Raw genomic sequence first — 25,815 nt, 5'->3', positions numbered from 1 at the left:
GAAGCTTATTTACCGTGGCAAGAGAAGATCCAGAAGAATTGTAAATAAAAGAACTTAAATAACCGTCTCAGTATAACAGTAACTAGGACGTTTTTTAAGTACACTATTTTATTTGACGCTTACGAATCACCACCTTAAAATCTTAGTATTCTCATATTTTACAACAAAAAATGGCTCTATAATTTTTCCTGTTGATGACTTATCAATATGATAAGCTGTTAACAGGTTTTTTATTGTATTAAAAAAGGAGGACATAGTCCTCTTTAATAAAAAATTTATTCCACTAAACATTTTATAAAGGTCGATCGTAAAATTAAGTTGAACACTTTGTAAAAAATAAAAGTCCATCAATGCCCTTTCGCAGATAGGTCTTGCCACAAACGATATAAACCTGACCCAAGTCGCTAAGCTTAATCATGATAAAATCTTTTCTAAAATCTTATTCATTAACTCAGAATCTAAGCTACTATAAAAGTTTAATTCTAGGTCATTCTTCTTTAAGCTAAGCAATAGATTATTACGTGGTGGGCGAGTCTTTTTCGGTCTCACTGGATGGTTTAATGCCACAATTGGCTGTTGTTTTTCGATCATATTCTTAACATCCATCAATTTGATGAGATTAGCATACCTGAAAAAAGATACTCAGTTATATGACGCTTACGGCTAAGACGATACCATCGGTTATTTGGCACTTATAAAAAAGCACTAATTTAATAAATCAAATATTAAATAAGTACTAAAAAAATCAAAGCTAGATTGTCAATGCCTTAACTTAATGACATTGGTTATTGGGTATTTACGCTTCAATTACTTAACAAAGTTTTGCAATATTTTATCAGATATCTTTAAATAGATCGGTCTAAATATCTTATCTACTAAACAAAGCACTATAACACTAATAATTGCAGCAGCTATTTCTACGATTAAAAGCAATGGGGTATCTTGAAATTCTCCTAAGTTAAAAACTTTTTTCTGATAATAATAGTATAAAACTTCACTACAAGTTATAAGATAAACTGCTAATACCGAAGTAGAAAAGTAATTAATTACACGATTATAAAAAGGGCTAAGGTTTAAAAATAAAGTAAAGATTCCTACTGCGGCAATCATTGGTAATAGTCCATAATTAAATTTGGTTATATTTTTATAACGTAATAAATACATCATTAAATATTCTAATCCAATTCCTAGTATAATTAATATAATACTAATTGAAGAATTGACTTTTACGTTATACTTACGTAAATACGATCCTATTAAATATGCACTTAATAAAATGCTGAAACTCATTACCCCCCCAAATGGTGCTCTAAAGGTCTTTATAACTGGAATTACTCCAGAAAAGAAGAAAATTATACCAAAGTACAAAACAAAATTTTTCTCATTTAATGTAGCTATAAATTGATTTATCGGACCTAGTAAGAGCATCAAAATAATAAAACTAGTCATAAACCAATATTCTGAAAAAGAAATAGGAAATATAGAATCAATTATTGTAATTTTATTTAAACTTTTAAATTTTATTAAAAAACCTATAATTAAAATTAACCAAGAATAGAATACTACCTCAACCCATAAAGGTACCACACGATTTATTTGTTTTTTCAAATTAGTTGCTCTAGTTGATAAAAAATAGCCAGATATCATTACAAAAATATATACACCAACCTGGCCTAATGCATGAAATTGTATGGTTTTTAATCGTGTTATACCAACATTATTATGCCAATTACCATCTATTCCAAAGTGACATAGAACTATAAAAAGCATAGAAATAATTCTTAATATTTCAAAACGAGTATCTCTTGTTTTATCTTTCATTTTTTTTCTTTCTCCACAGTTTTGGCTTATGTAAATGCGTAACAATCCAATAATAATTTAAATTGTTCTTCGTATGGACACTTAAAAAACCTTCCTTCCACATACTACTTTTATAGCTCTTCAAGAATTTATTTGGAAAACGTAAAAATGAAAAATAATAATTATCCTTTACAAAATATTGCTCATTAACATCCTTAAATACTATGTTTCCCCAATCATGTGCATCCTTATGTGTTGGATTTATAAACTGTTGGTAAATTCCACTAAAAGCATAATGACTACTTATATTTAGCTTTCCTAATTTTGAAGAAACCTCTCTCAAAAATTGAAGTGCTCCATTTTGGTAATTAGTCAACAAATTAATTGCAAAATTGCTTTTTTGCTCATATGGATACGTTATCGGAATATAATTATTTGTAGCCTTAACTTTCACCAATCTCTTAACAGAACCATGATCAGCCATAAAAATTTGTTCAAACAATGCATTTACATGATTTTCTGCCTTAAAAAGATCTAAATTAAATTTTGGTCCAAATAAGTATCCCTTCATTTTAATCTCTGTAGCATGACTTTTATTGGGAATTATTCCAACATAATAACCATGCATATCTATATTTTCATTTTTCGCCTTTAAGATCCTTTCTAAATTTCGCTGCATATTGCCAAACCAGCCAATATCAACTATTGCTATTTTTCTATCCATTTTGATTTGATGAATATATCCCATTAAACAATTTAATTCATCTTTGGCATTTTGATAAATTGTATTTTTTTCACCTTTAAAGACATTATTCAAAATTGAATTAGTACTTAAATTTTGCGAGCTAAATTTTTTGTTTAAGTCTATCTGGTATTTTTCTGAGATCTCTTTTTGAATTATAGAATTTTCAAGCCCGAGAGATTTTAAAAAGTATTTAAAAGTAAAATTTTCTTCCCAATGTAAACTATTAATAAAATTAACATAACTAGCACTATTAAGCGCTAACGCTGGAACTTGTAGTACTCTCCGAGAGGCATAAAAATAATACGATTGTATATTACGATCAGTATTTAATATATCAAAAGCTTTTTTCATAATCTGACCATCTCTAGACATGAAATATACTTTCTTAATTTTTTCTCTCTTTAATTCTTTTATTAGCCAAGTACATAATCCATATAATAATGGTCCCATATTCTCATATCCTAGCTTGTGATTTTCATTTACAGATAAAATATTATTATTTAAAAAAGTTTGCATAACATTATCCCAAATATTATTAACTGACCTTTTTTTATAAGTAATATTCACTATCTGCGTTGGAATATGAATAGATCTTATTCCATTTTCTTTTGCTTTCTTTACATCACTAATATTATTATCACCAATATGAACTAAATATGAACTAATTATGTTTAATTTATCTAATGCATATTTAAATAAATTTCCAGTACTTTTAGTTAAACCTATTGTGCTTGAAACAAATAATGCATCCCATTGAGTTATCCCACATTTTTTAAGCATCTCCTCAATAAGACTTTGCGGTAAATATATATCAGTTATAATTACAATTTTTTTATTATTATTAATACAGTAATCGTAAACAGGTTTAATATTTTCATTAATATTGCAATATTTATATTCGAGTTTTTTTTCCTTTTCTTGTGCCCAATATCTAATATTATTAGGAAATTTTCCCTTTAATTCTTTATATATATCATCAAGGGTTACTTCCTCATTCACTTTATTTCTTGCGACTTGTTCAGCCTTTATTCTAATAGATTTAAAATTTTTAAAAATTGATCCATACTTTGATAATCCTGTCATCTCAAGAATAGTAAATAAATCAGTAGGACGTTCAACATTTCTTTTTAATAAAGTATCAAATACATCAAAAGAAACATATTTATATTGTTTTATATTATTAATGACTTGTTGGGAACTTAACTTCATTTTACAATCCCTCACTAATCCAAATAATTTATTATGGCTTTTGCTAAGTTACGAATGTTTTTCTCTCTAAAAAGCAATAGAAGCAAGAAAATCAGGACAAAAAATATTACAGCTTTAATCACCATCCCTATTAGCAAAGGTATCTTTTCCAAAAAGGGGGTTACTATTAATAACAGTATCGATGAAATAGTGACTGCAAAAAAAGCTTTTATAATTGATAAATAATCAATATTTCTAAAAACATCCTTCCTTGCATAAAAGATCTGAATACTCATCTGTACTATTTCAGCAATTAAAGTTGCAAATGACGCACCTGCTGCTCCAAATTGCTTCATAACTATAAAGTTTATTACTATATCCACAATTGCACCAACACTTACAGCTATTGTAAAACACATATCTTTCCCCTGAGGAATTAAAATTTGGTTCCCTGTAATATTCGAAAAGCCGGATACTATTAAAATTGGTATCAATAGTTGCATACTTAAAGTCGCACCTAAGAAACTACTACCGCCTAATATTAATATGCAATCCTTTGCAGTGATTATAAAAAAAGAACATAACGATAAGGTAATAATAGAAATTACAGATATCGATTGTTTTAAAACGATATTAAATTCTTGATATCTTTTTTGTTGAATATATGCGGATAATCTTGGTAAAAGAGCTACACTGATAGCATTAACGACCGCTAATAAAACTGTTTCTATCTTTGTTGCAGTAGTATATAATCCAACTTCTCTATTTCCTCTTATAAATCCTAACATTATCGTATCTAAACTAAGGTATACACTAACGGCAAGCCCCGAAGCAAATAAAGTTAGCATTGGCTTTAAATGTTTTTGATAATTTAATTTTATCTTAAATTTAAAATCAATAATTTTTAATGCATAGGCGAAATTAAAAATCGTCGATCCTACATTTGCACCTGTTAATATCAGTGCATATATATAATAATTCGACTGAGTTCTTACAAATATGAAAATACAAATAATTGATATTATTTTAAAGAAAAAATCTCTTTTAGTTATATAATCATATTGTTCCAATCCTGAATAAAGCCAATCTAAAGAAAATGGATTTGTTGCTATTGCTAACCCATTTATTAAAATAAGACCGATATTAGATTTAAATTGTGGTATACAAACTGCCATCACACAATATATAAGAAGAACTAAAATTGTTAATAATATATTAATGCGTAAAAGTTCTTTCACAGTTTTAGATAAATCATCTTCATTGTTCCTCGTCTCAGCCACCGCACGTATTCCATAAGTTCCAATTCCTAAGCTTGCAAACATAGTACAATAACCTGCTATTTGTGAAAAGAAGTTCACTTTACCTATTCCTGTTGGATCTAAAACTCTAGAAATATAAGGATATGTTATAAGTGGAAATATAGTGTTCATTAGTGTATATAACATATTCAAAAGCACATTAACTCTCATCGAGCGTATTTTAAATTTATTATTCTTGGTTGAAAACATTGTTATCACTTCCGATTAATATTTTTTAATTAGTGTCGATTAAAATATAGTTACTTTACACTCCTAGGCAATTAAATACGCATAATATTATAATGTTTTAGTCTTTTCCAAGTCTAATATCGTTTGAATTAACTCATCAAAAAACAATAGAGTGTGGCACTGAATTATCCAGCAAGGTCGAATGAGTCGTTAAATCTCTAGTTATAAGACGTAAGAACTGGTTCTTTTTATAAAGTTTTGCTGTGCACAAATAAATGGCATTATTTTAAAAGGGCTTCGCCAACACCTAAGACTTAAAGCAGAAATTAAAGATAAGCTAAATAGTTGTCTCAATATACCCGTTACTAGGACGCTTGACGACTTTTTAATTTAGCTATTCATAAACTCAATTATTAAATTATGCTTTTTCATACTCGCAATATAATCAATATAATTAAGTTAACTCTTTTTAATTATGAGTAATCTAATTAATATATTTCTAAAAATTGGTATGAGTATAATCTCGCTCTTGATTTTTTGCTTTAATGGTAAGTACCGTAATATATATTTTTTGTTCTTGATTTTTTTCACTACTTTTTTCAGTAACATATCTGTTGAAGAAGAGATATTATAACTATTCTTTAATAAATATTCTTTATATTCGATATACATTTCACATAATTCATTAACATACCACATATCTACTTTACGTTTACTCTTTATTTCTTTTAGCAAAATATTGTATTTAATATCATCTAAAAAGAGTTTATCTTCAATTTGATTATTAAGTTTTTCGCCATCAAAAGAATTAGAAATCGATCCATTTCTCCCATCTCTATAGAAATAACCTGCTGGACTAAAATTTATTATCTTCACATTATTCACCTTTGAAAATAATTCTACATTAAAAGAAATATCTTCAAAGTTATGTCCATTTGGGAAAGTAATATATGGATTATCAATTAAAATTTGCCTTTTAAATATATATGACCATGGTGCATGGTTAATTTGATCCTTTAGTACTAAATCCATTAAACCCACATGATCATATTGAATTATACTTTTTATTTGCGTTATCTTAGAAACTGATTGCACAGATAGATTACAATGATTAAAACTAATTAAATCAATCTTTTCATCAAAATTTTTTAATAAATTTTCAAAAAGATTTGTGGGTAAAATGTCATCTGAATCAAAATAATAAATGTATTTTCCTTTTGCAAGTTTGGTTCCCATGTTTCTTGCTTTAGACAATCCACCATTGATCTTACAATTACATAGTTTAAATCGAGAATCAACTAAAAAATCATTTACCACTTTTAATGAATTATCGGTAGAAGCATCATTTACTATAATTGCTTCAAAATTTTTAAAAGTCTGATTTTTTACTGAATTTAAAGCCAATCTTAAAAATTTTTCAACATTATATACTGGAATTACTACTGAAATAATTGGTTTTATTTTGTTCATTTTTATCCTTTCATTGATACTCATATACAATAAGAGTTAACAATTTGATATAAACTTTATATTCAAGTCGACAAGATAACGGTATTTTACAATCTTTAGTATCTTAATAATTTCTACTAAGCTTCACTCTATTTTACTAAACATACATTATAAACGCGTGGTGCTAGTTAAATCGTTTTAGTTAATAAAAAAGTCCAATCGGACTAGACTCAAGTTGTAGTATCAAAAAGAAAAGAGTCTGATCTGATTGAACTGCCTTAAGCTTAAGCGTTTTAGCCACCCTAAGACAAGTTAGTTTTAAAGATTTAGTGATAATTTGTCGGCACTGGTATCGTTTGTATGCACCGGCTGAGTTTACTCATCGGCAAAATATTGATCAAATTAAAACTACGGACAGTCTGATTTTGGCTTTACTTATCTGGCAAGCTAAGACAGGAATTGAATCACAAAGAAGATTCTGTGAATGTTTCAATTGTTTATCACACTCACGTTTTAATCGGCGTTCACGTCAGCTATTGCAATTGATTTATCAGATACGGCAAGAAATGAATAAAAAGGTTGACCTGAATGGACAGTTCTTGATCATTAACAGCTTTCCGGTACCTGTTTGCCAACCAATTCGCAACTATCGTGTTAAATTTTTTCGCGGTTATGCCAACATTGGTTATAAGGCCACCAAGAAAATTTACTTCTATGGTTTCAAAGTTCATGCGATTGTTAGCGATGACGGTTACATTCTTGATTATGTCGTAACAAAGGCATCAGTTCATGATGCCAGGGAGACAAACTGATGGAAAATACCCATCCATCTAATTACTATCTTCTTGGCGACGAAGGCTATTTAGGCAAAGAACTGCATCAGCAGCTAAAACAAATGGGTTACGAACTTTGGACACCATATCGTAAAAATACGACAGGAGCTAAAAAGCACAATGATCATCAATTGATGGCTATTCGCAGAACAATTGAAAGCGACTTTTCACTTCTAACCTATTACAACGCCGAGAACAATCGAGCGCGCAGTTTAACTGGCTTTCAAGCACGATTAGAAATTGCCATTCTGACTTATAATCTAGCTTATTGTCTAGAACGATTTAACTAGCACCACGCGTAATGTAATATAGAAATAAGTACATCTAGATATTTACCACTAAAAATTATCTGCTTAGAAGTGTTAGATGTCTAAACTAGGCCATATTAACTGATATACAATATCAACTAACGACCATAGACACATCTCATGTAGTATATAGCTTTCTAAAGCATTCGAATGTTAACGAAACAATTCCTTAACTGCCTTCATACAAAAAATTATTGATTTTGTTCTGATTAAATAGAACTTGAACAATATTTTTTAATCATTCATGAGAAGATACTCTAACGATTTATTCCAAAGATTTAAATTAATTCAATATTATTTTTTTCATTTTTTTATACGATACATCCCATGCAAAGCTTCGAGCATCTTTTACACCATTAGTAGTCAATCTTGTATGTAAAGTACTATTATCAATCAACCTAATTATCGCGTGAGCCATCATTTTAGTATCTTTTGTAGGAACTATTATTGAGTTAATATTATTAATTGCATATTCATGAACTGCTGGATAATCAGTTGTTACCAATGCAGCACCGCAGGCCATGGCTTCTAATCCTGTCAAACCAAATCCCTCATTAATTGAACCAGATACAAATATATTGATTCTATTATATATTTGTATAGTCTCCTTTTGTGTTGCATCTTTTACATATGTAAACCATTTTGGTAATTTAGTAGTCAACTTAGATGTTCCAAACATTATTACTTCTAACTTAGGATACGACTGTTTCACTCTTTTTAAAGCTTGAATTACATACTCGCTTCCCTTAACTTTCGAGTCACTATACAACATGCCAATTAAATATTTGTTTCTGTTATTTACAGGTATGTGAATACAATACTTTCCTATATCTATACCATTCCTTATATAGAACGCTTTATAACTACTGTGTTCATCTACTATTTTCTTTAATGATTTTGAAATAACTATATTTTTTAATCCACAATTATAGGTTTCGTATAGTTCCTCTAAATCCATATTCCAATTTTCAAAGCCTTGAATAAAATAAAACTTATTTGCATTATGAAAAGAATTTACAACATATTTAACAGTTGTTGCATCTGTTGCAATTATATCTGTAACATGTCTTAATTTTTTTAAAAGATTGCTTTGAGTAGAAGAATAGCATTTAACTTTTTTATCAAGAGAGAACCATTTTGGACCTAAATTAGTCCTAACATTCATTATTACTTCTTTAATTTTTTTAGGGATATAAAATCTACTTAATGCATTATCATTTAAAAATAAAATTACTACATTTATATTATCTTTTGCAAATCTATTAGCATACTCAAACACTACTTTATACCCACCAGAAGGATGATTATAAAATTGTGGTAAAACAAAGCATATTTGTCTATCTTTAATGTTCATAACGTTACTCCTACTTACCTTAATAATACATTATTTTGAAAAATATTTAGAACCATGTTATCGAATCCAAAAGGTGAATTAAATACAAATACATATAATGACAAACAACTTAATATAATTTGAGAGAATAATATGTAAATACTATCTTTATTAATTTTTAAATCTTTAATTTTTATATTGTTAGAAATAACAATATAATTAAATATCATTACAACTCTAAATATCCTTGAAAAAACTGGATCAAATGTATAAAATGGTAACAAAATTAATGCCCAAACATTTAAGTCTAAAACATAACTAGGTAATTTAGTAGTTAAATTAAACCTTTTAATACAATAAATAATAATTAACAAATAAGCTACTTGCCAAAAAATCCAAAAAATCAAATGGAATAATGTCGAACTTTTTGCTAATTGATTAAAATATAAATCACTTTTTTCATTTAAAGATTGTACATTTAATATACTAATAATATAAGCAAATTTACTTCTAAATAAAAATCCTAATAATATTACTAAAGAAACAAAAATTTTTTTATAATTATTAGATAATAATTCATATATAACAAAACTAAATCCCAATATTGCTAGCACATGAAACTGACATGCTAAAATGATACAACATAAATAAGCAATATTCTTTAAAAGCTTAGACTTAATTTTAAAAAATAAATAAAAACCTAATATAATAAAACCTAAAGCATAATATGCTCTCTTTTGTATAACATTATCAATAAACGGATATATATATATATATGATATAACTATACATGGATTTTTACATAACCTATAAATAATATATCCTACTATTCCTGTAGAAATTAAACAAAATATAAAATTAAAAGTAATGTAATTTAGCCCAATATTCTTAAAAAATACAGCTATAATGTCATACAGTCTTAAAAATATACCCGATCTAGCATTAGAAGTCGTATTGGCATTTAAAAAGACATTCTCATTACTTTCCCAATCCATACTGTAGGTATTTAATCCCATTATCAACTGCATCCATACCAGTTGTAATAAGAAAAATAATTTATTCTTTCTTATAAAAAAACCTACTATTGTTATTAATAACGTTATATTTATATATAACCAAGCATTACTTTCCATAACTACTCAACTTTGTCATCTAATCTATTAAACATAATAGCCATCTTTAACAAAATAGTACCTTTTAATGTATTTTTTCTAACCATTTTGTCTAATAGTAAATTTAATTTATTATTATATTTTTTATAATCTAGTAACTGCTTCAAATACTCTTTCTTCTCACTGGATATATAACCTGAATAGCCTTCCAATAATGGTATTGCGTAATTAGGTACAATCTTTCCCCTAAAAATAGCTTTTATAAGATCATACCAATATTTATTATGCATCTTTACCGTTACAGCAGAACTATGGCGACGATATAATATATATGAGTTTTTATCTCCTATAACTTTTCCAGTAAAATCAGCTACCAATGGTAACCAAATATCATGAGCAACTTCAAAATTTGCCTTATATTTTTTTATCATTACTAAAAGCGAATTATTAAAAATAATAGTAGAACCTTGGGCAAAATTTTGAAATAATATCATTTTATAATTAGGAACTGCTTTAAAATTTTGTTGATCCTTCATTACACATAATTTATTATCTACTTGCGTCATCATTCCATAATAAAGTACTGGATATTTAGAATCTTCCTTTTTTATTTGTTCAATTCCTTTTTGAACCTTATCTTTTAGCCATACATCATCTTGATCAGCAAAAGCATAATAATCATAGAAATCGGGACACATATATACTAAATCCATAAAGCTTTTTTTATAACCCATATTATGACCACAGATTAATTGTATTTTTTTAGGATATTCTCGTGATTTTTTTCTAATTATTTGTATGGTTTTATCAGTTGAACCATCGTCTCTAATAAATAATTGTATATCTACTCCTACTTGCTTTAAAATACTATCTATTTGTTCTTCTATATATTTTTCTCCATTGTATGAAGACATTAAAACTTGTACTTTATCCATTAATAAACTTCTTTTTAATCTTTAAAACTAAATTTTTACTTCTTAACTTAAAATAATGTAAGTTAAAATGCTTCCATTTCGGAAACTTTTCTCTAGAAATATTATCAACTTCTAAATTATCGAAAGAATTTGGAATAATTTTGAATACATCAAAATCATTAGTGTTCACTTTCATCGGTCGAGATTGAAAATGAATGTACAAATAATCCTCTACTATAACGTGATTATTCTTTAATATATATCTAGTTAATATTCCTTTACTCCAAACAAATAAATTCTTAGTTTTAGGTTCAATATCATATCCCCAATCCGGTCTAACATGATTTAACCTAAAATTTGAGGTTTTAGTATACAGTCCAGCCTCATGAACATCACGGAAAATCTTGAAATTGTGCTCAACTAAAATATTATTAATACTATCATTAAATTCTTCATCAAAAGAAAAATTACGATTAGTTGTTAAAATTTCTTTATATCTTTCTTCGCCATGCAAAGGTAACATAAAGGCTTCATTCACTCTTTTAGTATTTTTATAAAGCGTAAAATGACCTAATATCCCTATTCTATCGTATTTACTTCTAACATCATCAGTTATAAACTCATCAATATTTCCAAATAATAGATCAGCATCACAATGTCCCCAAAATGGATAAGATTTTAAATAGTCTGAAAAAATATATCCATACATAGGCCTAAGATCACAAAACTTATATGGATAGGTAAGAGCTATCTTAAAATCAAATTTCTTTTGAATATAATTTTTAATCTCATTAAAAGTAATATAATGAACCTTTACATTTTTGGGAAAATTATATTTTGTTTTATCATCAGTAAATATAATCCAATCATAATCTGGATTATATTTACATGAGTTCAAAAATAACTGAAAATAATTATTAAATTGTCCAAAATATGGAATTATAAATGCACCTTTTTTCATATCTATCTTTTAATTTCTTCTCTCCTACTCATTGCTATTTTTACCATAGTTCTTAGTAAATATACTCTCTTATACTCACAAAGCTTAAAAAATATTTTATAACTCAATGGGAGTTCTGTGTAAGAAAATTTCGAAAAGGCCTTCTTATATAAATCGTCATTCAAAATATTAATAAACTTTTCTTTATTATCTTTAAATTTATCAGGCGTCAGCATACATTCATTTATTGAAATCGTTATCAAATTTAATATAATTCTATTATTTAATGATTTTTTATATAATTCTGGCAAATCTTTTTCTGTTATAAAATGATCAATCCACCCGTAAAGCTTATTAAATTGTTTAAATAAAACAGGGTCATGACTACTTACAATTGATCCTTCATTTTGTTTGTTATAGTGATAATATACTGTATTTAAGTATTCGTAGCTCTTAGCCTTATAAAATGCATCGATATTAAATAATAAGTCCTCTGAACGATATTTTCTATTATCTAGAAATTTTTGTTGCCTAAATACTCTACTTTTGTAAAATTTTCCCCATGCAGGATTATAGTCTTCAATTTTACCTGGATGCTTTAATTCTTTTCCATATTCACCAATTAATCTACGCAAAAAGAATGATCTACCATTTTTTATATTAATTCTTTTTTTAGGCTTTACGTTTAAAGTGACACCAACTGTTTTATCTTTATATTCTTTCTTAAAGGATGTTACCAAAATATCTGGTTTATCTTTATTTAAAAAAGATACACACTGCCTTACATAATCTTTGTCTATCCAGTCATCTGCATCTAAAAAGAAAAAATATTCTCCAGTAACATATTTCAAACCAGTATTTCTAGCACCAGATAATCCTTTATTTTCTTGATGTACAACCTTAATATTTTGATATTCTTTTTCAAATTTATCACACAAGATGGCTGATTCATCAGTAGATCCGTCATCAACCACAATAATTTCTATTTTTTTATAAGTTTGATTCAATATATTACTCAAACAATTAGTTATATATTTTTCAACATTATAAACAGGAATAATAATACTTATTTTCATATCTAAGCTCCAAAAGTGGCCATTAATCGACTATACATAATAATATTTTCGTTTATGACTCTTTTTACACTATATTTTTGTTTAACAACGGCTTTTTCCAACTTAATTAAATCATATCGAAACTGTTCATCATTAAAAAGCTTTATAATCACATTACTAGTTAATATATAATCATCTTTATCTACCAATATACCATTCTTTCCATTCTTAATAATATTAGGTATAGCATCAACATCAGTAGCAACGATAGGAACTCCACAAGCCATATACTCCGGAAGGACTAAGCCAAAACCTTCCCACCGAGAAAGTAAACAACCAACATTCATTACTTTCATATAAGCTGTTGGATTATCAATCCAGCCAGTAATTAAAAATGATGAATCAAGATTAAATTTATGAATCATCTCTTCAACTTGGTCACGTAATTCACCATCACCTACCATCAAAAAGTAGGCATTAGGAATTTTGTCTTTAATTAACTTAGCTGCTTTAACAAAGACATCCGGTGCCTTTTGCTTAGACAATCTTCCTACCATTCCCACTACAAATGCATCTTCTGGGATATGAAGTTCTTTCCTTGTTTTAGGAACTGTATTTTTTATTTCTTCTAAATCAACGCCATTATAAATCACTTGTAGTTTAGATGGTTTACAAATTTTTTCTCTTAAAGCTGACTCTTTTTCAGCGTCAGAAATACAAACTATCTTATCGCAAAAATGGGCTGAAATCTTCTCAACCCATTTGTACATCTCTTTTTTCTTTGCTGATTGTTGCATATTGAATGCCCATCCATGTGGATTATAGATAACTTTATTTTTTAATCCTAAATCAGCAATTCTAACCAAAGCCCCTGCTTTGCTTGAATGAGCATAAACTATATCTGGTTTAAGTTGTTTAATATTTCTTCGCAAAGCTTTTTCTACTTTAATATCAGAGGAAGGATTAATTTGATGAGCCATTTTTAAGACAATCACTCTATCAGCAAGTGACTTCATTTTTTTATAATCATAATTTTGCGAACAAACTAAAATATTCTCTATTTGCTCTTTATCACTATATTTAAATAAAGTCTGCAAATATCTTTCTACACCACCTGCAGCCTCTGCAACGTGAAGAACGCGGATTCTTTTATTCATTATTCGCTTCTCCTCTTAATATGCTCCATTAGGATGCACAACGACACCCACTGTCTTAATAATTAGCTTAAAATCTTCCAATATTCCAGAATGGTTGATATACACGATATCAAGCCAAACCATCTCATCAAAGTCAGCTTCATTACGCTTGGTAGCTTGCCATAACCCTGTACATCCCGGCATCACAAGCAATCTCTGCTTATCATAATCGGTATACTCTTCCACTTCGGAAGGTAGAGGCGGACGTGGACCAACTAGTGACATATCACCAATCAATACATTCCAGAGTTGTGGTAATTCATCAAGACTGTATTTTCTGATAGTATGTCCAATCTTAGTTATTCTTGGATCATCCTTAATCTTGAACATTGCACCATTAATTTCGTTCTGATCTTCCAGTTGATCAATCATTTGATCTGCATTGACAACCATTGAACGAAACTTCCACATCTTAAATGGTTTTTCATCTTTACCAATTCGTTCTTGTGAATAGAATGCTGGTCCACCGTCTTCATGTCTTATTTTTATTATTAAAAATAAAAATAATGGAGACAGCAGAATCAATCCGCTTGCACTTGCGATAATATCAAACAATCTTTTCACTGCGTGATAAACATACCGCCCATGCACTTTAGCCGGATTAACTTTTAGTTTCTCCATTACCATCATTTTCCTCTTACCCTCAATGTCGTATATTTATAGTACTTTTCTGTAAAATAGACACTCTTTTTTAACCAAAATAGCACAAATATTCAGCTAATGGTATGAATCTGCAGATTTGCAGATTAAAATAGCCAGAATTTTTTCTTTTTGCCTAATGGGCGCCAATCTAGTTGTACATTGTCACCATTTACAAATGCACGAGCATTATCTTGATATTGTTGAGCAAGTTCACTCCCAAATTCCTTACTCAGCTTTTTCAATGCTTCACTATATTGATATTGTCTCTTAGGCAAATCGTGCGCATCCGAAGCAAAACAGGCACATTGGCCTGCTTCGATAAACTTGCGTGACATTTCTTCAATTTTCTTGCCAAAAGTCCCCATATAAGAACTAGCAGTAATTTGCACTAAGCATCCCTGCTCAATTAATTCTTGCAAGATATGTGGTTCTTTTAAAATTCTACTGTTACGTTCCGGATGCACAACAATTGGCGTGATGCCGCGCTGTTGAATGCTAAAGATCATATCTTTAGCATAAGTTGGTACATCATCACTTGGAAACTCCAATAACATGTATTGTCCCTCTTCATCTAAGAAGAGAATGTCATCATTATCTAGTGCATCAGGTAAATCACCTGAGATTCGCACTTCTTGCCCAGGAAATACTGTTAATGGAATCTTTGCTTCATCAAGCATATCTTGAAAGTTCTCAGTTAACCGAATCACATCATCTTTGTGATTAAGATATTTTCCATTTAACGTATGTGGTGTACACACCGCATGTGTCACACCATCTTTTACAGCATCCCTTGCCAACTTAATTGATGTTTCCCAATCTTTTGATCCATCATCAATCCCCGGCAAAATGTGACAGTGAATATCAACTAAAGTCATAATTACTTCCTAAATTTAGAGAACAATCCTTTTTTCTTTGTATCTTCTTCTCCGTAGCCATAGCCATAGCCGTATCCGTAACCATAGCCATAACCCGCATTATCAGAACTTACATCATTCATGATGTAACCCAAGATACGTGCCTTTGCAAATTCAAGCATTTCAACAGCACGCTTAATGGCCATCTTTTGCGTCTTACCTTGGCGAACTACTAAGACAACCCCATCTAAGTGACTAGCAAGTTCTTGTGTATCAGATACTTCAAGAACAGGAGCCAAGTCGATAATAATCAAATCGTAGCGTTCTTCGGTAAGTTTAACAAAGTCACGCATACGCTTAGAACCAATCAGTTCTGCTGGGTTAGGTGGCATCGGACCAGCCGTTAACACGTAAAGATTATCTACGCCACTCTCTTGTACTACACTATCAAGATCAACTTCCTTAGCAGTTGAAGAGATAACTGTACTAAGACCAACATGATTACTTAAGTTAAATGTTGAATGTACTGTGGGTCGACGCAAGTCAGCATCGATTAACAAAACTTTGCGACCAGCTTGAGCATAAGTAACAGCAACGTTAGCAGCCACGGTAGATTTACCTTCACTAATATTAGCAGAAGTAAATGCTAAAGACTTAATGTCATGATCCACTGCCATAAAGTTAATATTAGTACGAACAGTACGGAATTGTTCAGCTATTGGGCTCTTTGGCTTAGCTACAGTGATTAACTTAGCACCATTTTTAATGGTATCATCTGTACCACGCTTTTTCTTAAATAATGGCATTTTGTCCTCCTACTCTTATACTCTACGTCTCTTAGATTGTCCGCGCTTTGTCATATTGGAATTGTTTTTAATAGTAAATGAAGATGACAAGTGGAAGTGAGCAATTTGACCTAAGTTAGTTAAGCCTAATTCACGAGTTAAGAATTCATCATCACGGACAGTGGTATCGTTCATTTCACGAATCATAATTACTGCGAAAGTTAATACCAAACCAACTACGAAGCCCGCTAGGGTAAATAGCTTAACGTTAGGTGATGATTGAACACCATTAGTACCATTTGCCACAATTGTTACATTATTGACACTCATAATATTAGGAATTTCCTTACGGAAAGTTTCAGCTACTGCATTTACTTCTGCCTTTGCCTTAGCTGGTGTATCAGCCTTAGCTGAAATTGAGAAGACTTGTGATTGTTGTTGGGTACCTACTGAAATACTCTTAGCAAGTTCTTTTGCAGAAACTGAATAACTCTTACCGCTTCGTTCAATTACAGCTGGGCGAGCTTTTCTCACTAATCTTCTTCTACCATTTTCATCAGTTCTGTACACTGCTTTTTGTGCTTTTTTCACAACAACAGTTGGATTAGCTAAACGATTAGAGGCTTCTGTCAAAATTTTGTTACTTGTTACGATGTCTTTATAAGTAGTAACCATCTGCATGTTAGCTTGTTGAGTCGCATAAGCAGCGTTTGGATCATTGTTACGACTCTTTTGGTTAACTAATAATTGAGCAGTTGAAGTATATTTAGGAGAAATTACAAATTCTGAAACTCCCCAGCCGACTAAGGCAAGACCTACACTCCAGAGAATCAATGCCCAGATATGTCTGCGGCAAAGTTGAAATAATTGAGTAAGATCAATTGTATTATCAGTTTGCTTTTGTTCTTGTTCCATCTGTCTTTCCTTTAATTACGATTCATAACGTAGCTGTCCTTATTAGCCGCTACCTTTACTTTAGGCAATTCAAGAGCATCCCTAATCTTATCAGATACTCTTTGTCTTTCTTCCTTACTTACAACTTCAATTTCCATTAAGCCAAACTTAGGATTCATAGTTTGCTTACTTACACCTTGAGCATGATCTTGGCTCAAGTTATCAGTAGCCTTGCGGTAATCCATACCAATCTTGTACATCTGGTTCATGGTCAAGTCTGTCTGCATTTCATCAGAGATTGAATTCAAGAACTTAGAATTCAACAAGGTTGTCGGTGAAACAGACTTCTTAAGAAGCGCCATAATTACGCGGCGGTCACGATCTTGACGACCATAGTCTTGACGTGGATCTCCGTGACGAAGTTGAGCAAAGGCTAATGCCTTTTTACCATTCATATGGTAAGTCTTACCTTCTTCGAAGTGGTAGCCCATATTATTGAACGTAAGTGGTGAAGTGACATCTATACCACCAACTTGATCGATTGCCTTCTTCAAGCCGCCCATATTAATCATGATATAGCCATCAATTGGCACACTGTAATATTTATCAAGAGTCTTAACAGTTTCAGCAACTCCGCCCAAAGTATACGCTGAGTTCATCTTCGTTACCCCATATTGTGGGAAGTCCGGGAAGATTGCATTAGAGTCACGTGGAATAGAAATAATAGTCGTGCTATTCTTCTTTGGATTAATGGTCATCATCATCATGGTATCAGTTCTACCTTTCCAATGACGTCCCATAGCACCGGTATCTGTACCAAGAAGCAAAATATTGATTGGCTTCTTTTCATTCAATAGCGTATCTAAATTACGTCCCTTATTACTCTTGGTTTGTTTAGCAACAGGCGTATACATGTTTTGTGTGGTATCACGCAAATTCTTATAAATGTAACCACAAACAAAAAGTCCGATGACAATAATCACACCAATTACAATCCAGAATCCTCGCCAAAACTTGCGGTGGTGATGGCGATGATGGTGGTGACGGTGATGATGATGCATCGGTCTTTGACTTTGATCATTATTATCTGACATGTTTGTCCCCTTTTATAATCTTACAAATCCCTCCTATTATATACTCATAAAATGCATTTTGGCTAGGTAGAAAAGGGTTACAAATGAAAATATTGAGGAATTTGGCAGATTTTTCGGGGAATAAATGCGTATTTTTGTTGCTATTATTTTAAAATTCTAATTGATTTAATAAGTGTTTGTTATAATTGTGATTGGCATTTGTGCTCCTCCCAATGTCCATTTTTGCATTAGGAGGTAATTATTTTGCAAGTATGGTAATCCTATTAACCGCCGTAGTTGCGTCTATTGTTGTGAATGCAGTGTCTCATGCTCTAGAGAAGCTGTTTGATGAGTGGCTAGATAATCGTCATCGCACAAGGCGGCACGATCAACGAAAGCGGAAAAAGCACAAGCGCCGTTAGCCTTAGCCATTTACACAGAACTTTAATGTCCTAAAATTTGGTGAAAATAAAAAGTCGTTACTCTTTTGTCTACTTCGAGTAACGGCTTTTTTGCTCTTATTTTTTGATCAATTTTACAAATTGGTCAATCCTATAAACTTACTATAGCATGTTTAAAATATTTTAGCTACACATTTGCAGAGCTCACAATAGAAAACGACACGTTCTTGAATACTCACTCATTCACCTTTTTTCCTTATTATAAGCAACTGTAATACAATATAGATATACAAACTAGATAACGAGGTGGACTCATGATCGATAATCAACCTAAAAAAATAAAAGCTTATATCGCGGGCGTCAACTTGAATGACCCCAACTTCGACTACTACATGACAGAGCTGGCTAACTTAACTGAAGCCAACAACATGGAAGTCGTGGGACAAAGTTACCAAAACGCAGAATCAATCGTTGCCGGGACTTACTTCGGTGTCGGCAAGATTAACGAAATCAGAACAATGGCCCAAGGCTTGAAGGCCAAGGTCTTAGTTTTAAACGATGAATTAACCCCAGTGCAAATCCGTAACCTGGAAAAATTAACCAAGATGCGGGTCATCGACAGAACTGAATTAATTTTGGAAATTTTTGCCAGTCGTGCTCGCACTAAGCAAGCTAAGTTGCAAGTACAACTTGCTCGCTTGCAATACGAATTGCCACGCTTGCATCCCTCCGAAAACAACCTAGACCAGCAGCGTGGCGGTGGTTACTCCAACCGTGGTGCCGGTGAAAGTAAGCTGGAATTAAACCGCCGGACCATCGGCAAGCAAATTTCTGCCATCAAGAAGGAACTCAAGGCAGTGGCTAGTCAAGAAGAGATCAAATCAGCTCGCCGCAACCAAAGTCGCATCCCTAAAGTCGCCCTTGTTGGCTACACCAACGCCGGCAAGTCAACCACGATGAATGGCTTGCTCAAGGAATTCTCCAAAGAAGGTGCCGACAAGCAAGTCTTCGTGAAGAACATGCTGTTTGCAACGCTTGACACTAGCGTGCGACGCATTGACCTAAAGGATAACTTCAGCTTTATCCTGTCCGACACCGTTGGTTTTATCTCAAAACTGCCTCACAACCTAGTTGAATCATTCAAGGCAACTTTGCAAGAAACCAAGGATGCCGATCTTTTAATCAACGTAGTTGATGCATCTGACCCGAACATGGTGCAGATGATCCGCACCACGCAAAACGTATTAGATGAAATCGGTGTCAAGGGTATCCCAATGATCACCGCCTACAACAAAGCTGACAAGACTGATCGCAATTATCCTCAGATTGAAGGTAACGATATCCTTTATTCAGCAATTGATCCGAAGTCGATCAAGATGCTGGCCGATTTAATCACCAAACACGTCTTCTCCAATTATGAAGAATTCAGCTTGCTCTTGCCGCTTTCTGCTGGTAAGGAACTGGCCTACTTACACGAAAACGCCCAAGTCTTAAGCGAAGACTACGAAGACGACGGCGTGCATCTCAAGGCCAACATTGCGCCCGACGACCAAGGACGCTACAAACAATATTTGGTCTAGCTAGACTGGAAATTAAGAAAAATGAATATCAAACGCAAATTGCTGGTCGCTGCGACTGCGATTATTGCCGCTTTTGGCATCAACACGACGACCACCCATGCTGCAAAATACTCCAAGACTGAGGCCAAACAAGTACGTCAGTTTCAAAAACGGTATCATGCCTTAAGCAAGGTTAAGTATAATAAGCAAAATATTTATGCACAGCAGCCAAACTTTGGCCTGCCTTTTTCAGCCGGGGGTTTAAATCCGTCCTACATCCCTGATACCATGAGCTACGTCAATTACTACCGCTCATTAGCAGGCTTGCCTACCGAATTGAATCATGCCGATGATAATTCACATGCCCAAATTGGTGCTGCTGCCTTAGCCGCAGTTAATGCTAAAAAAGACTTAAACGTCCACGGTTTACTAGGTTACACTCGGCCATTTTATTTCAATGAAACTGATTGGAATATCGCCGAAAATTCCACTTTGGGTAACGTTAACTTTTTAGAATCCAATAACGGCGCTACAGCGGGTGATATCGTCACGGACCTGATTCGCGAAGACAACAACATCGCTGGTAAGGGTAACATCGGCCATCGGGCCTTGATTTTGTCAGCTCGCGCAACCCGGATGGGCATCGGCGCCGCTTATGGTGATGGTGTCAGCAACAATGTGCTCTACTCCGTGCAAAACGGCTGGTTTGCGGACGACATTTTGCGTGATCCTGTTGTAGACACGATGGTTTATCCGGCTAGCCGCGTCTTTCCATATGAATTAGTCGGTAAAAAGACGCCCTGGTCTTTCTCCACAACGAAGAAAATTACAGGAACGCCTAAGATTTATATCACCGATATGACGACTAAGAAACGCTACCGTGCAACGCGGGTCCGTAATTTTGGTACGACCTTTTATGGCGACGGCTACACTACGACGATTACTTACCAACCTGGCAAGACTAAGTTGATTAATACTCATAAATATAAGGTAAAGATCGGTAAGTATTATACTTATACCTTTAGATTTTTCAGACAAAAAGGACATTTGAAGTAGAAAATGTAACTAATTTTACTGAAAATGAAAAGTGCAACAAAAAAGACAAGGAGAGATCCTTGCCTTATTTTGATTGTTCTTCGAATAAAACCGTAATTTGGTCAGAATTAAAATCTTGTGATTCAATTCTAACAACTGAGGCACCTTTCTCAAACATCTTTTTATGCAAGTTTAATAATGATTGTGGAATTGCTTTTGCACTTTGATTTATCAGTGTTAATGCCAAAAGTTGTCTAGACGTACGTAATGCATAATCATAGTCGAGCACCAAAAATCTTCCCCGACCAGTTAACCTAACATTGCCACTAATCAATTCAGGAAATGCGCTTAAAACTTGTAATTTTTGAAACGTAGTTTCGTCTTTTTTGATCAAAACTTTGTCTAAATCTATTTTTCTGTATTTAGCACTAAGGAAAAAATTCTTACTACCCCTTAAATATGAGATACCACATAAGTGCATAAAATTAGTAACAGATGCAATCACTGTAATTGAAGTCTTAGCCGTATAAAACGTTACTTTCTTATTACCTCATAAAAAACAGCAGCTCTATGAATATCATCTAAGAACCGGTTAATGTATGAATATTCTCTAGGTCTTAATTTTCTATAATTGTATTTTTTACGCATTATTCTCTCCAAAAAAAATGAGTCCACACATAATGTGCGAACTCATCATGGTCGGTTTAGTTCTGGTGTCTGCCACCTGCTTGGCCCTTATGTCCAAGATTAAATATCGAGATTAGTTCTGGTTCTCGCAACCTGTTAGGCTCTTACGTCCTATTGAAATATCAGATTGACCATGAGCCGACCGCTCATTAGGAACTTGTTCCTGTGCCATTATTATACAAAATGAGCAAATCTAATACAAGATAATCGATTATTAGATATTAGAACACTCACAAGTATAAGGTAAAAAGGGGCAAATATTACACTTATACCTTTAGATTTTTCAGACAAAAAGGGCATTTGAAGTAGAAAATAAAAAGTAGTTACTTTGCAATTAATACATAGTAACTACTTTTTTAATATTCAAATTATAAAACTCTCTTAACAATCGTTGGTGCAAAGTAACTAGTCATTGTCTGCAAAATCGTACCTTGTTCAGGTGTTGCCGCATTGACATATTGATTATTACCAATGTAAATGGCTACGTGATATGGTGCGCTTTCTGAACCCCAGAATAACAAATCTCCTACTTGTAAATTGCTTGCGGAAACGGGTTGACCATTAGCCTGACTCTTTTGGTAAACTGTTTTACCAACTTTGACTTGATCATAGGTAGTACGAGGCAAGTTCATACCAGCCGCATTCTTAAAGACATATTGCACCAAGCTAGAGCAGTCAAAGCTGTCTGGACCATTAGCACCCCAGGCATAAGGCTTACCAACTTGTTGCTTAGCTAAAGCAACGATGGCACCGGCCCTACTTGAGGCTTGCGTTGATGCAACCTTCTTGGTAGTTGACTTTTTACTAGTCTTTTTCACTGCCGCATCAACAATTTGCTTAGCCTTCTTCACCTTAGCGACCTTAGACTTAGTCTTAGTCGACTTCTTGGTACTTTTCTTAGTTACAGTACCCAAAGAAATAACGTTATTAACTTTCGGCGTTGTTTTCTTGCTCGTCTTCTTCTTGGTAGATACGTTGGTTACCTTGTCCTTAGTTTTGGCATTGGTGGAAGCCGGCGTGTCCATCCCGACATCAACGGTGTAACGCGCTTCAATCCATTCACGCGTACCAACCTTATACCAAAGGTTACCTTTCTTATCTACAGCAGTTTCGGCAACGTTCCAAATAGTACCGTCTTTTGCACGGTAACCCATGAACTTACCCTTATTATAATTAGTCCAAATGTTTAAGCCCTTACCGGGTAAATAATTAATCTTTACCCTCTTAATCGCAGTAAAGTTGGCTGCGCGGACAGTTTTCAGCGACGTAATCGCAGAGACACCTGTGACAGTAAGTGCCGCAGCTGCCCCCAACTTAAATAATTTATGTTTAGTCATTCTTCAATCCCCTTAGTAGCAAAACTTACTACTTTATAACTAACGACTTCATTATTGCATTTACGCAGAAAAAGAGCAACTAACAACGATTAGTATTTAATAATGCAAAAAGTGAGCCAATACATAGCCCACTTTAGTTTGATAATCTCTTTTTTATAAAACACGCTTAGCAACACTTGGGTAGAAGTAACTACTCAAAGTTTGCTTGATAACGCCTTGACCTGGTGTAGCTGCGTGAATGTATTGATTGTTACCAACGTAAATACCTACGTGATATGGAGCTGAAGCTGAACCCCAGAAAAGCAAATCACCAGGTTGAAGGTTATTCATAGAAACAGTTGAACCTTGCTTAACTTGATCGTAAGTAGTTCTACCGATGTTCACACCAGCAGCCTTTGAGTAAACGTATGAAGTAAGACCTGAACAGTCAAAACCGTTGGCACCGGTACCGCCCCATACGTAATTCTTACCAAGTTGTGCTTCAGCTAAAGTAACAATAGCTGATGCATCACCAGTTGCTTGAACTGACTTCTTAGCCTTCTTGGAATTAGCTGGCACAGTGTATTGAGCCATGATCCATTGGCCTTCACCAACTTGGTACCAAGTACGACCCTTCTTATCAGTTGCTTGGTTAATAACATTCCAAGTAGTGCCGTGTGGTGCACGTTGACCAGTAAAATGACCATGGTTGTAATTATCCCAGATATTAACACCATAACCTGGAACATAATTAATCTTTACTCTAGTAGTAGCGGCTTGAACATTAGCAGTAGTTGAATCTGGCTTAACAGCACTTACTGTAGCTACACCGGTCAGAGTTAAAGCAGCAGCTGCAGTAACTTTTACAAAATTACTTTTAATATTCATATATTCTCCTATTATGTTTATATCTATATCACAAGTTATTAGATTTTTATATTTTGGTAACGAAAATTTATTTTATCGGAAAATCTTTAAACTTAATTAACTATTCAACAGACTCTATAATAAATGCCTTATGTTACATGAATGTTACAAAAATAATACTAATTTAATAAATATTAAACGGCTTACATTTCTTCAAAAACAGTCAAATGACATAGATGAACCACATAGAACTAAAAATAATTTACTATGTAAAAAAAAGAGCTAGGTGAAATTCACCTAACTCCTTTTACTAATAATCTTTAGAAAGACATAACTTTAAATGTAATTAGTCGATAACACGCTTAGCTGATGATGGGAAGAATGATGCTAAGGTTTGAGTCTTAACATTTTGACCAGGAGCTGGAGCGTGAACGAACTTGCCACCGCCAATGTAGATACCTACGTGGTAGTTACCCCAGAATAACAAGTCACCCTTCTTAAGCGTCTTAGTTGAAACTGAAACAGTCTTACCAAGAGTGATTTGACCGTAAGTAGTTCTTGGCAAAGTCTTGTTAATTGCGTTCTTGTAAACGTATGAAGTTAAACCTGAGCAGTCAAATGCGTAAGGGCCCGCTGCGCCCCAAACGTAAGGTTTACCGATTTCCTTCTTAGCAAGCTTAACAATTGCGTTACGCTTCTTAGTAACAGCAGAAGTCTTCTTAACGGTACTTGCAGCTGGAGTTGAAGTTTCGATATCTGACATTGAATTGTCAGTATTTACAGTACTGGTTGAAACTTCGTCAGCGTGAACAGTAGCTGGAACATTAATAGCTGAGATACCTGTAAAGAAAATTGATAAAGCTGCAGTGTATTTAACTAAAGTACGTTTTAAATTCAAAATTAATTGTCTCCCTTAAATTATAGATTTCGTTTATTTAACATTTGTTTCAAATTTAATTGATTTCTTAAATCAGTTGACGGTTAATATAATACCTTCTGAATGTTACATAATTGTTTCAAAAGAACTACCATCACGTTAAGAAACATTGTATAGTCAACTACCCTAGACTGAAGTCTAGGGCTTAGTGGCTCGTTAGCTTACGCTAACCAGAACACCAACTTTCTTAGATACGGACTTGACTTACCAGCAATAGTCTTTTGACTATTGCCGATAGAGGTCGTCTATTTACCAAAGCCTTTTAAGTCCGCGAATTGCTAGCGGACTGCAGCCTAGCTTAGGCTGCTTTTTTCTTTTATCTTAGGATTCTGCCACTTGCCTAATCCTTTTTCTAAGATGTTCACGGCCGCATTCCAATCACGAATATGGTGCGTTCGACAGATT

General features: G+C 32.6%; 21 protein-coding genes and 2 pseudogenes. 3 read left to right on the top strand and 20 right to left on the bottom strand.

Annotated features, from left to right (window positions below; translation table 11 throughout):
* Positions 1-414: 414 nt before the first annotated feature.
* The 5 genes from JEM49_RS06530 to JEM49_RS06510 form a co-directional block, all read right to left on the bottom strand.
* Complete coding sequence (locus JEM49_RS06530; protein WP_172998541.1) at positions 415-591, bottom strand: hypothetical protein; 177 nt, start codon at positions 589-591, stop codon at positions 415-417.
* Between the two features lie 216 nt (positions 592-807).
* Positions 808-1,821, bottom strand: a complete 1,014-nt coding sequence (locus tag JEM49_RS06525) for an acyltransferase family protein (RefSeq protein WP_201874260.1) — start codon at positions 1,819-1,821, stop codon at positions 808-810.
* On the bottom strand, positions 1,811-3,754 hold the full coding sequence (locus JEM49_RS06520; RefSeq protein WP_201874258.1) for an HAD-IA family hydrolase: 1,944 nt from the start codon (positions 3,752-3,754) through the stop codon (positions 1,811-1,813). Before JEM49_RS06520 ends, JEM49_RS06525 begins: the two co-directional genes overlap by 11 nt.
* Positions 3,755-3,768: 14 nt before the next feature.
* Positions 3,769-5,241, bottom strand: coding sequence for a flippase (locus tag JEM49_RS06515; RefSeq protein WP_201874256.1), 1,473 nt, complete (start codon positions 5,239-5,241; stop codon positions 3,769-3,771).
* A gap of 438 nt (positions 5,242-5,679) precedes the next feature.
* The gene (locus JEM49_RS06510) at positions 5,680-6,690 is read right to left on the bottom strand and encodes a glycosyltransferase family 2 protein (protein ID WP_201874254.1); all 1,011 of its coding nucleotides are present in this window, start codon (positions 6,688-6,690) and stop codon (positions 5,680-5,682) included.
* 247 nt (positions 6,691-6,937) lie between these two features.
* On the opposite strand from JEM49_RS06510, the pseudogene JEM49_RS06505 reads away from it, so the two are divergent.
* Positions 6,938-7,792: pseudogene (locus JEM49_RS06505) on the top strand (IS982 family transposase).
* A gap of 301 nt (positions 7,793-8,093) precedes the next feature.
* Here JEM49_RS06505 and JEM49_RS06500 read toward each other — a convergent pair.
* The 11 genes from JEM49_RS06500 to JEM49_RS06450 form a co-directional block, all read right to left on the bottom strand.
* On the bottom strand, positions 8,094-9,164 hold the full coding sequence (locus JEM49_RS06500; RefSeq protein ID WP_201874252.1) for a glycosyltransferase family 4 protein: 1,071 nt from the start codon (positions 9,162-9,164) through the stop codon (positions 8,094-8,096).
* Positions 9,165-9,178: 14 nt separating this feature from the next.
* Complete coding sequence (locus JEM49_RS06495; protein WP_201874250.1) at positions 9,179-10,276, bottom strand: EpsG family protein; 1,098 nt, start codon at positions 10,274-10,276, stop codon at positions 9,179-9,181.
* 2 nt (positions 10,277-10,278) lie between these two features.
* Positions 10,279-11,190, bottom strand: a complete 912-nt coding sequence (locus JEM49_RS06490) for a glycosyltransferase (RefSeq protein ID WP_201874248.1) — start codon at positions 11,188-11,190, stop codon at positions 10,279-10,281.
* On the bottom strand, positions 11,183-12,130 hold the full coding sequence (locus tag JEM49_RS06485; RefSeq protein ID WP_201874246.1) for a DUF6625 family protein: 948 nt from the start codon (positions 12,128-12,130) through the stop codon (positions 11,183-11,185). Before JEM49_RS06485 ends, JEM49_RS06490 begins: the two co-directional genes overlap by 8 nt.
* A 2-nt stretch (positions 12,131-12,132) precedes the next feature.
* On the bottom strand, positions 12,133-13,185 hold the full coding sequence (locus tag JEM49_RS06480) for a glycosyltransferase family 2 protein (protein WP_201874244.1): 1,053 nt from the start codon (positions 13,183-13,185) through the stop codon (positions 12,133-12,135).
* A 2-nt stretch (positions 13,186-13,187) separates the two neighbouring features.
* The gene (locus tag JEM49_RS06475) at positions 13,188-14,321 is read right to left on the bottom strand and encodes a glycosyltransferase family 4 protein (protein WP_201874242.1); all 1,134 of its coding nucleotides are present in this window, start codon (positions 14,319-14,321) and stop codon (positions 13,188-13,190) included.
* A gap of 15 nt (positions 14,322-14,336) precedes the next feature.
* Positions 14,337-14,987, bottom strand: a complete 651-nt coding sequence (locus JEM49_RS06470) for a sugar transferase (RefSeq protein WP_201874240.1) — start codon at positions 14,985-14,987, stop codon at positions 14,337-14,339.
* A gap of 119 nt (positions 14,988-15,106) precedes the next feature.
* Positions 15,107-15,877, bottom strand: a complete 771-nt coding sequence (locus tag JEM49_RS06465) for a tyrosine-protein phosphatase (protein ID WP_201874238.1) — start codon at positions 15,875-15,877, stop codon at positions 15,107-15,109.
* Positions 15,878-15,879: 2 nt separating this feature from the next.
* Positions 15,880-16,662, bottom strand: a complete 783-nt coding sequence (locus tag JEM49_RS06460) for a CpsD/CapB family tyrosine-protein kinase (protein ID WP_201874236.1) — start codon at positions 16,660-16,662, stop codon at positions 15,880-15,882.
* 15 nt (positions 16,663-16,677) lie between these two features.
* Entirely contained in the window at positions 16,678-17,556 is an 879-nt protein-coding gene (locus JEM49_RS06455) for a YveK family protein (RefSeq protein ID WP_201874234.1), read from the bottom strand.
* Between the two features lie 11 nt (positions 17,557-17,567).
* Positions 17,568-18,629 (bottom strand): LCP family protein, encoded by a 1,062-nt coding sequence (locus JEM49_RS06450; protein WP_201874232.1) that lies wholly within the window; start codon positions 18,627-18,629, stop codon positions 17,568-17,570.
* Positions 18,630-19,323: 694 nt separating this feature from the next.
* Between JEM49_RS06450 and hflX the strand changes: the two genes are divergently transcribed.
* Positions 19,324-20,589, top strand: a complete 1,266-nt coding sequence (gene hflX / locus JEM49_RS06445) for a GTPase HflX (protein WP_201874230.1) — start codon at positions 19,324-19,326, stop codon at positions 20,587-20,589.
* A 21-nt stretch (positions 20,590-20,610) separates the two neighbouring features.
* Complete coding sequence (locus JEM49_RS06440; protein ID WP_201874222.1) at positions 20,611-21,624, top strand: CAP domain-containing protein; 1,014 nt, start codon at positions 20,611-20,613, stop codon at positions 21,622-21,624.
* A gap of 64 nt (positions 21,625-21,688) precedes the next feature.
* On the opposite strand, the pseudogene JEM49_RS06435 reads toward JEM49_RS06440, so the two are convergent.
* The 4 genes and pseudogenes from JEM49_RS06435 to JEM49_RS06420 form a co-directional block, all read right to left on the bottom strand.
* Positions 21,689-22,138 (bottom strand): annotated as a pseudogene (locus JEM49_RS06435) (PBECR4 domain-containing protein); the annotation flags it as partial.
* Positions 22,139-22,658: 520 nt separating this feature from the next.
* Positions 22,659-23,627: a C40 family peptidase gene (locus tag JEM49_RS06430; RefSeq protein ID WP_201874220.1), complete on the bottom strand. Its 969-nt coding sequence runs from the start codon at positions 23,625-23,627 to the stop codon at positions 22,659-22,661.
* A 153-nt stretch (positions 23,628-23,780) separates the two neighbouring features.
* Positions 23,781-24,494 carry a C40 family peptidase gene (locus tag JEM49_RS06425; RefSeq protein WP_087176935.1) on the bottom strand — a complete coding sequence of 238 codons (714 nt, stop codon included), beginning with the start codon at positions 24,492-24,494 and terminating at the stop codon, positions 23,781-23,783.
* A gap of 325 nt (positions 24,495-24,819) precedes the next feature.
* Positions 24,820-25,371 carry a C40 family peptidase gene (locus JEM49_RS06420; RefSeq protein ID WP_025006326.1) on the bottom strand — a complete coding sequence of 184 codons (552 nt, stop codon included), beginning with the start codon at positions 25,369-25,371 and terminating at the stop codon, positions 24,820-24,822.
* Positions 25,372-25,815: the final 444 nt, after the last annotated feature.

The sequence above is a fragment of the Lactobacillus sp. A27 genome (assembly GCF_016742815.1).
In the GTDB taxonomy this organism is placed as follows: Bacteria; Bacillota; Bacilli; order Lactobacillales; family Lactobacillaceae; genus Lactobacillus; species Lactobacillus gallinarum.
The sequence above is the reverse complement of the archived record's forward strand: the minus strand, read 5'-3'. Positions and strand labels throughout refer to the sequence as shown.

Excerpts from the sequence above, each read along its gene's own strand:
- JEM49_RS06520 (WP_201874258.1), bottom strand. The coding sequence starts at position 3,754 with ATGAAGTTAAGTTCCCAACAAGTCATTAATAATATAAAACAATATAAA.
- JEM49_RS06495 (WP_201874250.1), bottom strand. The coding sequence starts at position 10,276 with ATGGAAAGTAATGCTTGGTTATATATAAATATAACGTTATTAATAACA.
- hflX (WP_201874230.1), top strand. The coding sequence starts at position 19,324 with ATGATCGATAATCAACCTAAAAAAATAAAAGCTTATATCGCGGGCGTC.
- JEM49_RS06440 (WP_201874222.1), top strand. The coding sequence starts at position 20,611 with ATGAATATCAAACGCAAATTGCTGGTCGCTGCGACTGCGATTATTGCC.
- JEM49_RS06460 (WP_201874236.1), bottom strand. The coding sequence starts at position 16,662 with ATGCCATTATTTAAGAAAAAGCGTGGTACAGATGATACCATTAAAAAT.
- JEM49_RS06525 (WP_201874260.1), bottom strand. The coding sequence starts at position 1,821 with ATGAAAGATAAAACAAGAGATACTCGTTTTGAAATATTAAGAATTATT.
- JEM49_RS06455 (WP_201874234.1), bottom strand. The coding sequence starts at position 17,556 with ATGGAACAAGAACAAAAGCAAACTGATAATACAATTGATCTTACTCAA.
- JEM49_RS06490 (WP_201874248.1), bottom strand. The coding sequence starts at position 11,190 with ATGGATAAAGTACAAGTTTTAATGTCTTCATACAATGGAGAAAAATAT.
- JEM49_RS06530 (WP_172998541.1), bottom strand. The coding sequence starts at position 591 with ATGATCGAAAAACAACAGCCAATTGTGGCATTAAACCATCCAGTGAGA.
- JEM49_RS06475 (WP_201874242.1), bottom strand. The coding sequence starts at position 14,321 with ATGAATAAAAGAATCCGCGTTCTTCACGTTGCAGAGGCTGCAGGTGGT.
- JEM49_RS06465 (WP_201874238.1), bottom strand. The coding sequence starts at position 15,877 with ATGACTTTAGTTGATATTCACTGTCACATTTTGCCGGGGATTGATGAT.
- JEM49_RS06515 (WP_201874256.1), bottom strand. The coding sequence starts at position 5,241 with ATGTTTTCAACCAAGAATAATAAATTTAAAATACGCTCGATGAGAGTT.
- JEM49_RS06450 (WP_201874232.1), bottom strand. The coding sequence starts at position 18,629 with ATGTCAGATAATAATGATCAAAGTCAAAGACCGATGCATCATCATCAC.
- JEM49_RS06510 (WP_201874254.1), bottom strand. The coding sequence starts at position 6,690 with ATGAACAAAATAAAACCAATTATTTCAGTAGTAATTCCAGTATATAAT.
- JEM49_RS06500 (WP_201874252.1), bottom strand. The coding sequence starts at position 9,164 with ATGAACATTAAAGATAGACAAATATGCTTTGTTTTACCACAATTTTAT.
- JEM49_RS06470 (WP_201874240.1), bottom strand. The coding sequence starts at position 14,987 with ATGGTAATGGAGAAACTAAAAGTTAATCCGGCTAAAGTGCATGGGCGG.
- JEM49_RS06430 (WP_201874220.1), bottom strand. The coding sequence starts at position 23,627 with ATGACTAAACATAAATTATTTAAGTTGGGGGCAGCTGCGGCACTTACT.
- JEM49_RS06485 (WP_201874246.1), bottom strand. The coding sequence starts at position 12,130 with ATGAAAAAAGGTGCATTTATAATTCCATATTTTGGACAATTTAATAAT.
- JEM49_RS06425 (WP_087176935.1), bottom strand. The coding sequence starts at position 24,494 with ATGAATATTAAAAGTAATTTTGTAAAAGTTACTGCAGCTGCTGCTTTA.
- JEM49_RS06480 (WP_201874244.1), bottom strand. The coding sequence starts at position 13,185 with ATGAAAATAAGTATTATTATTCCTGTTTATAATGTTGAAAAATATATA.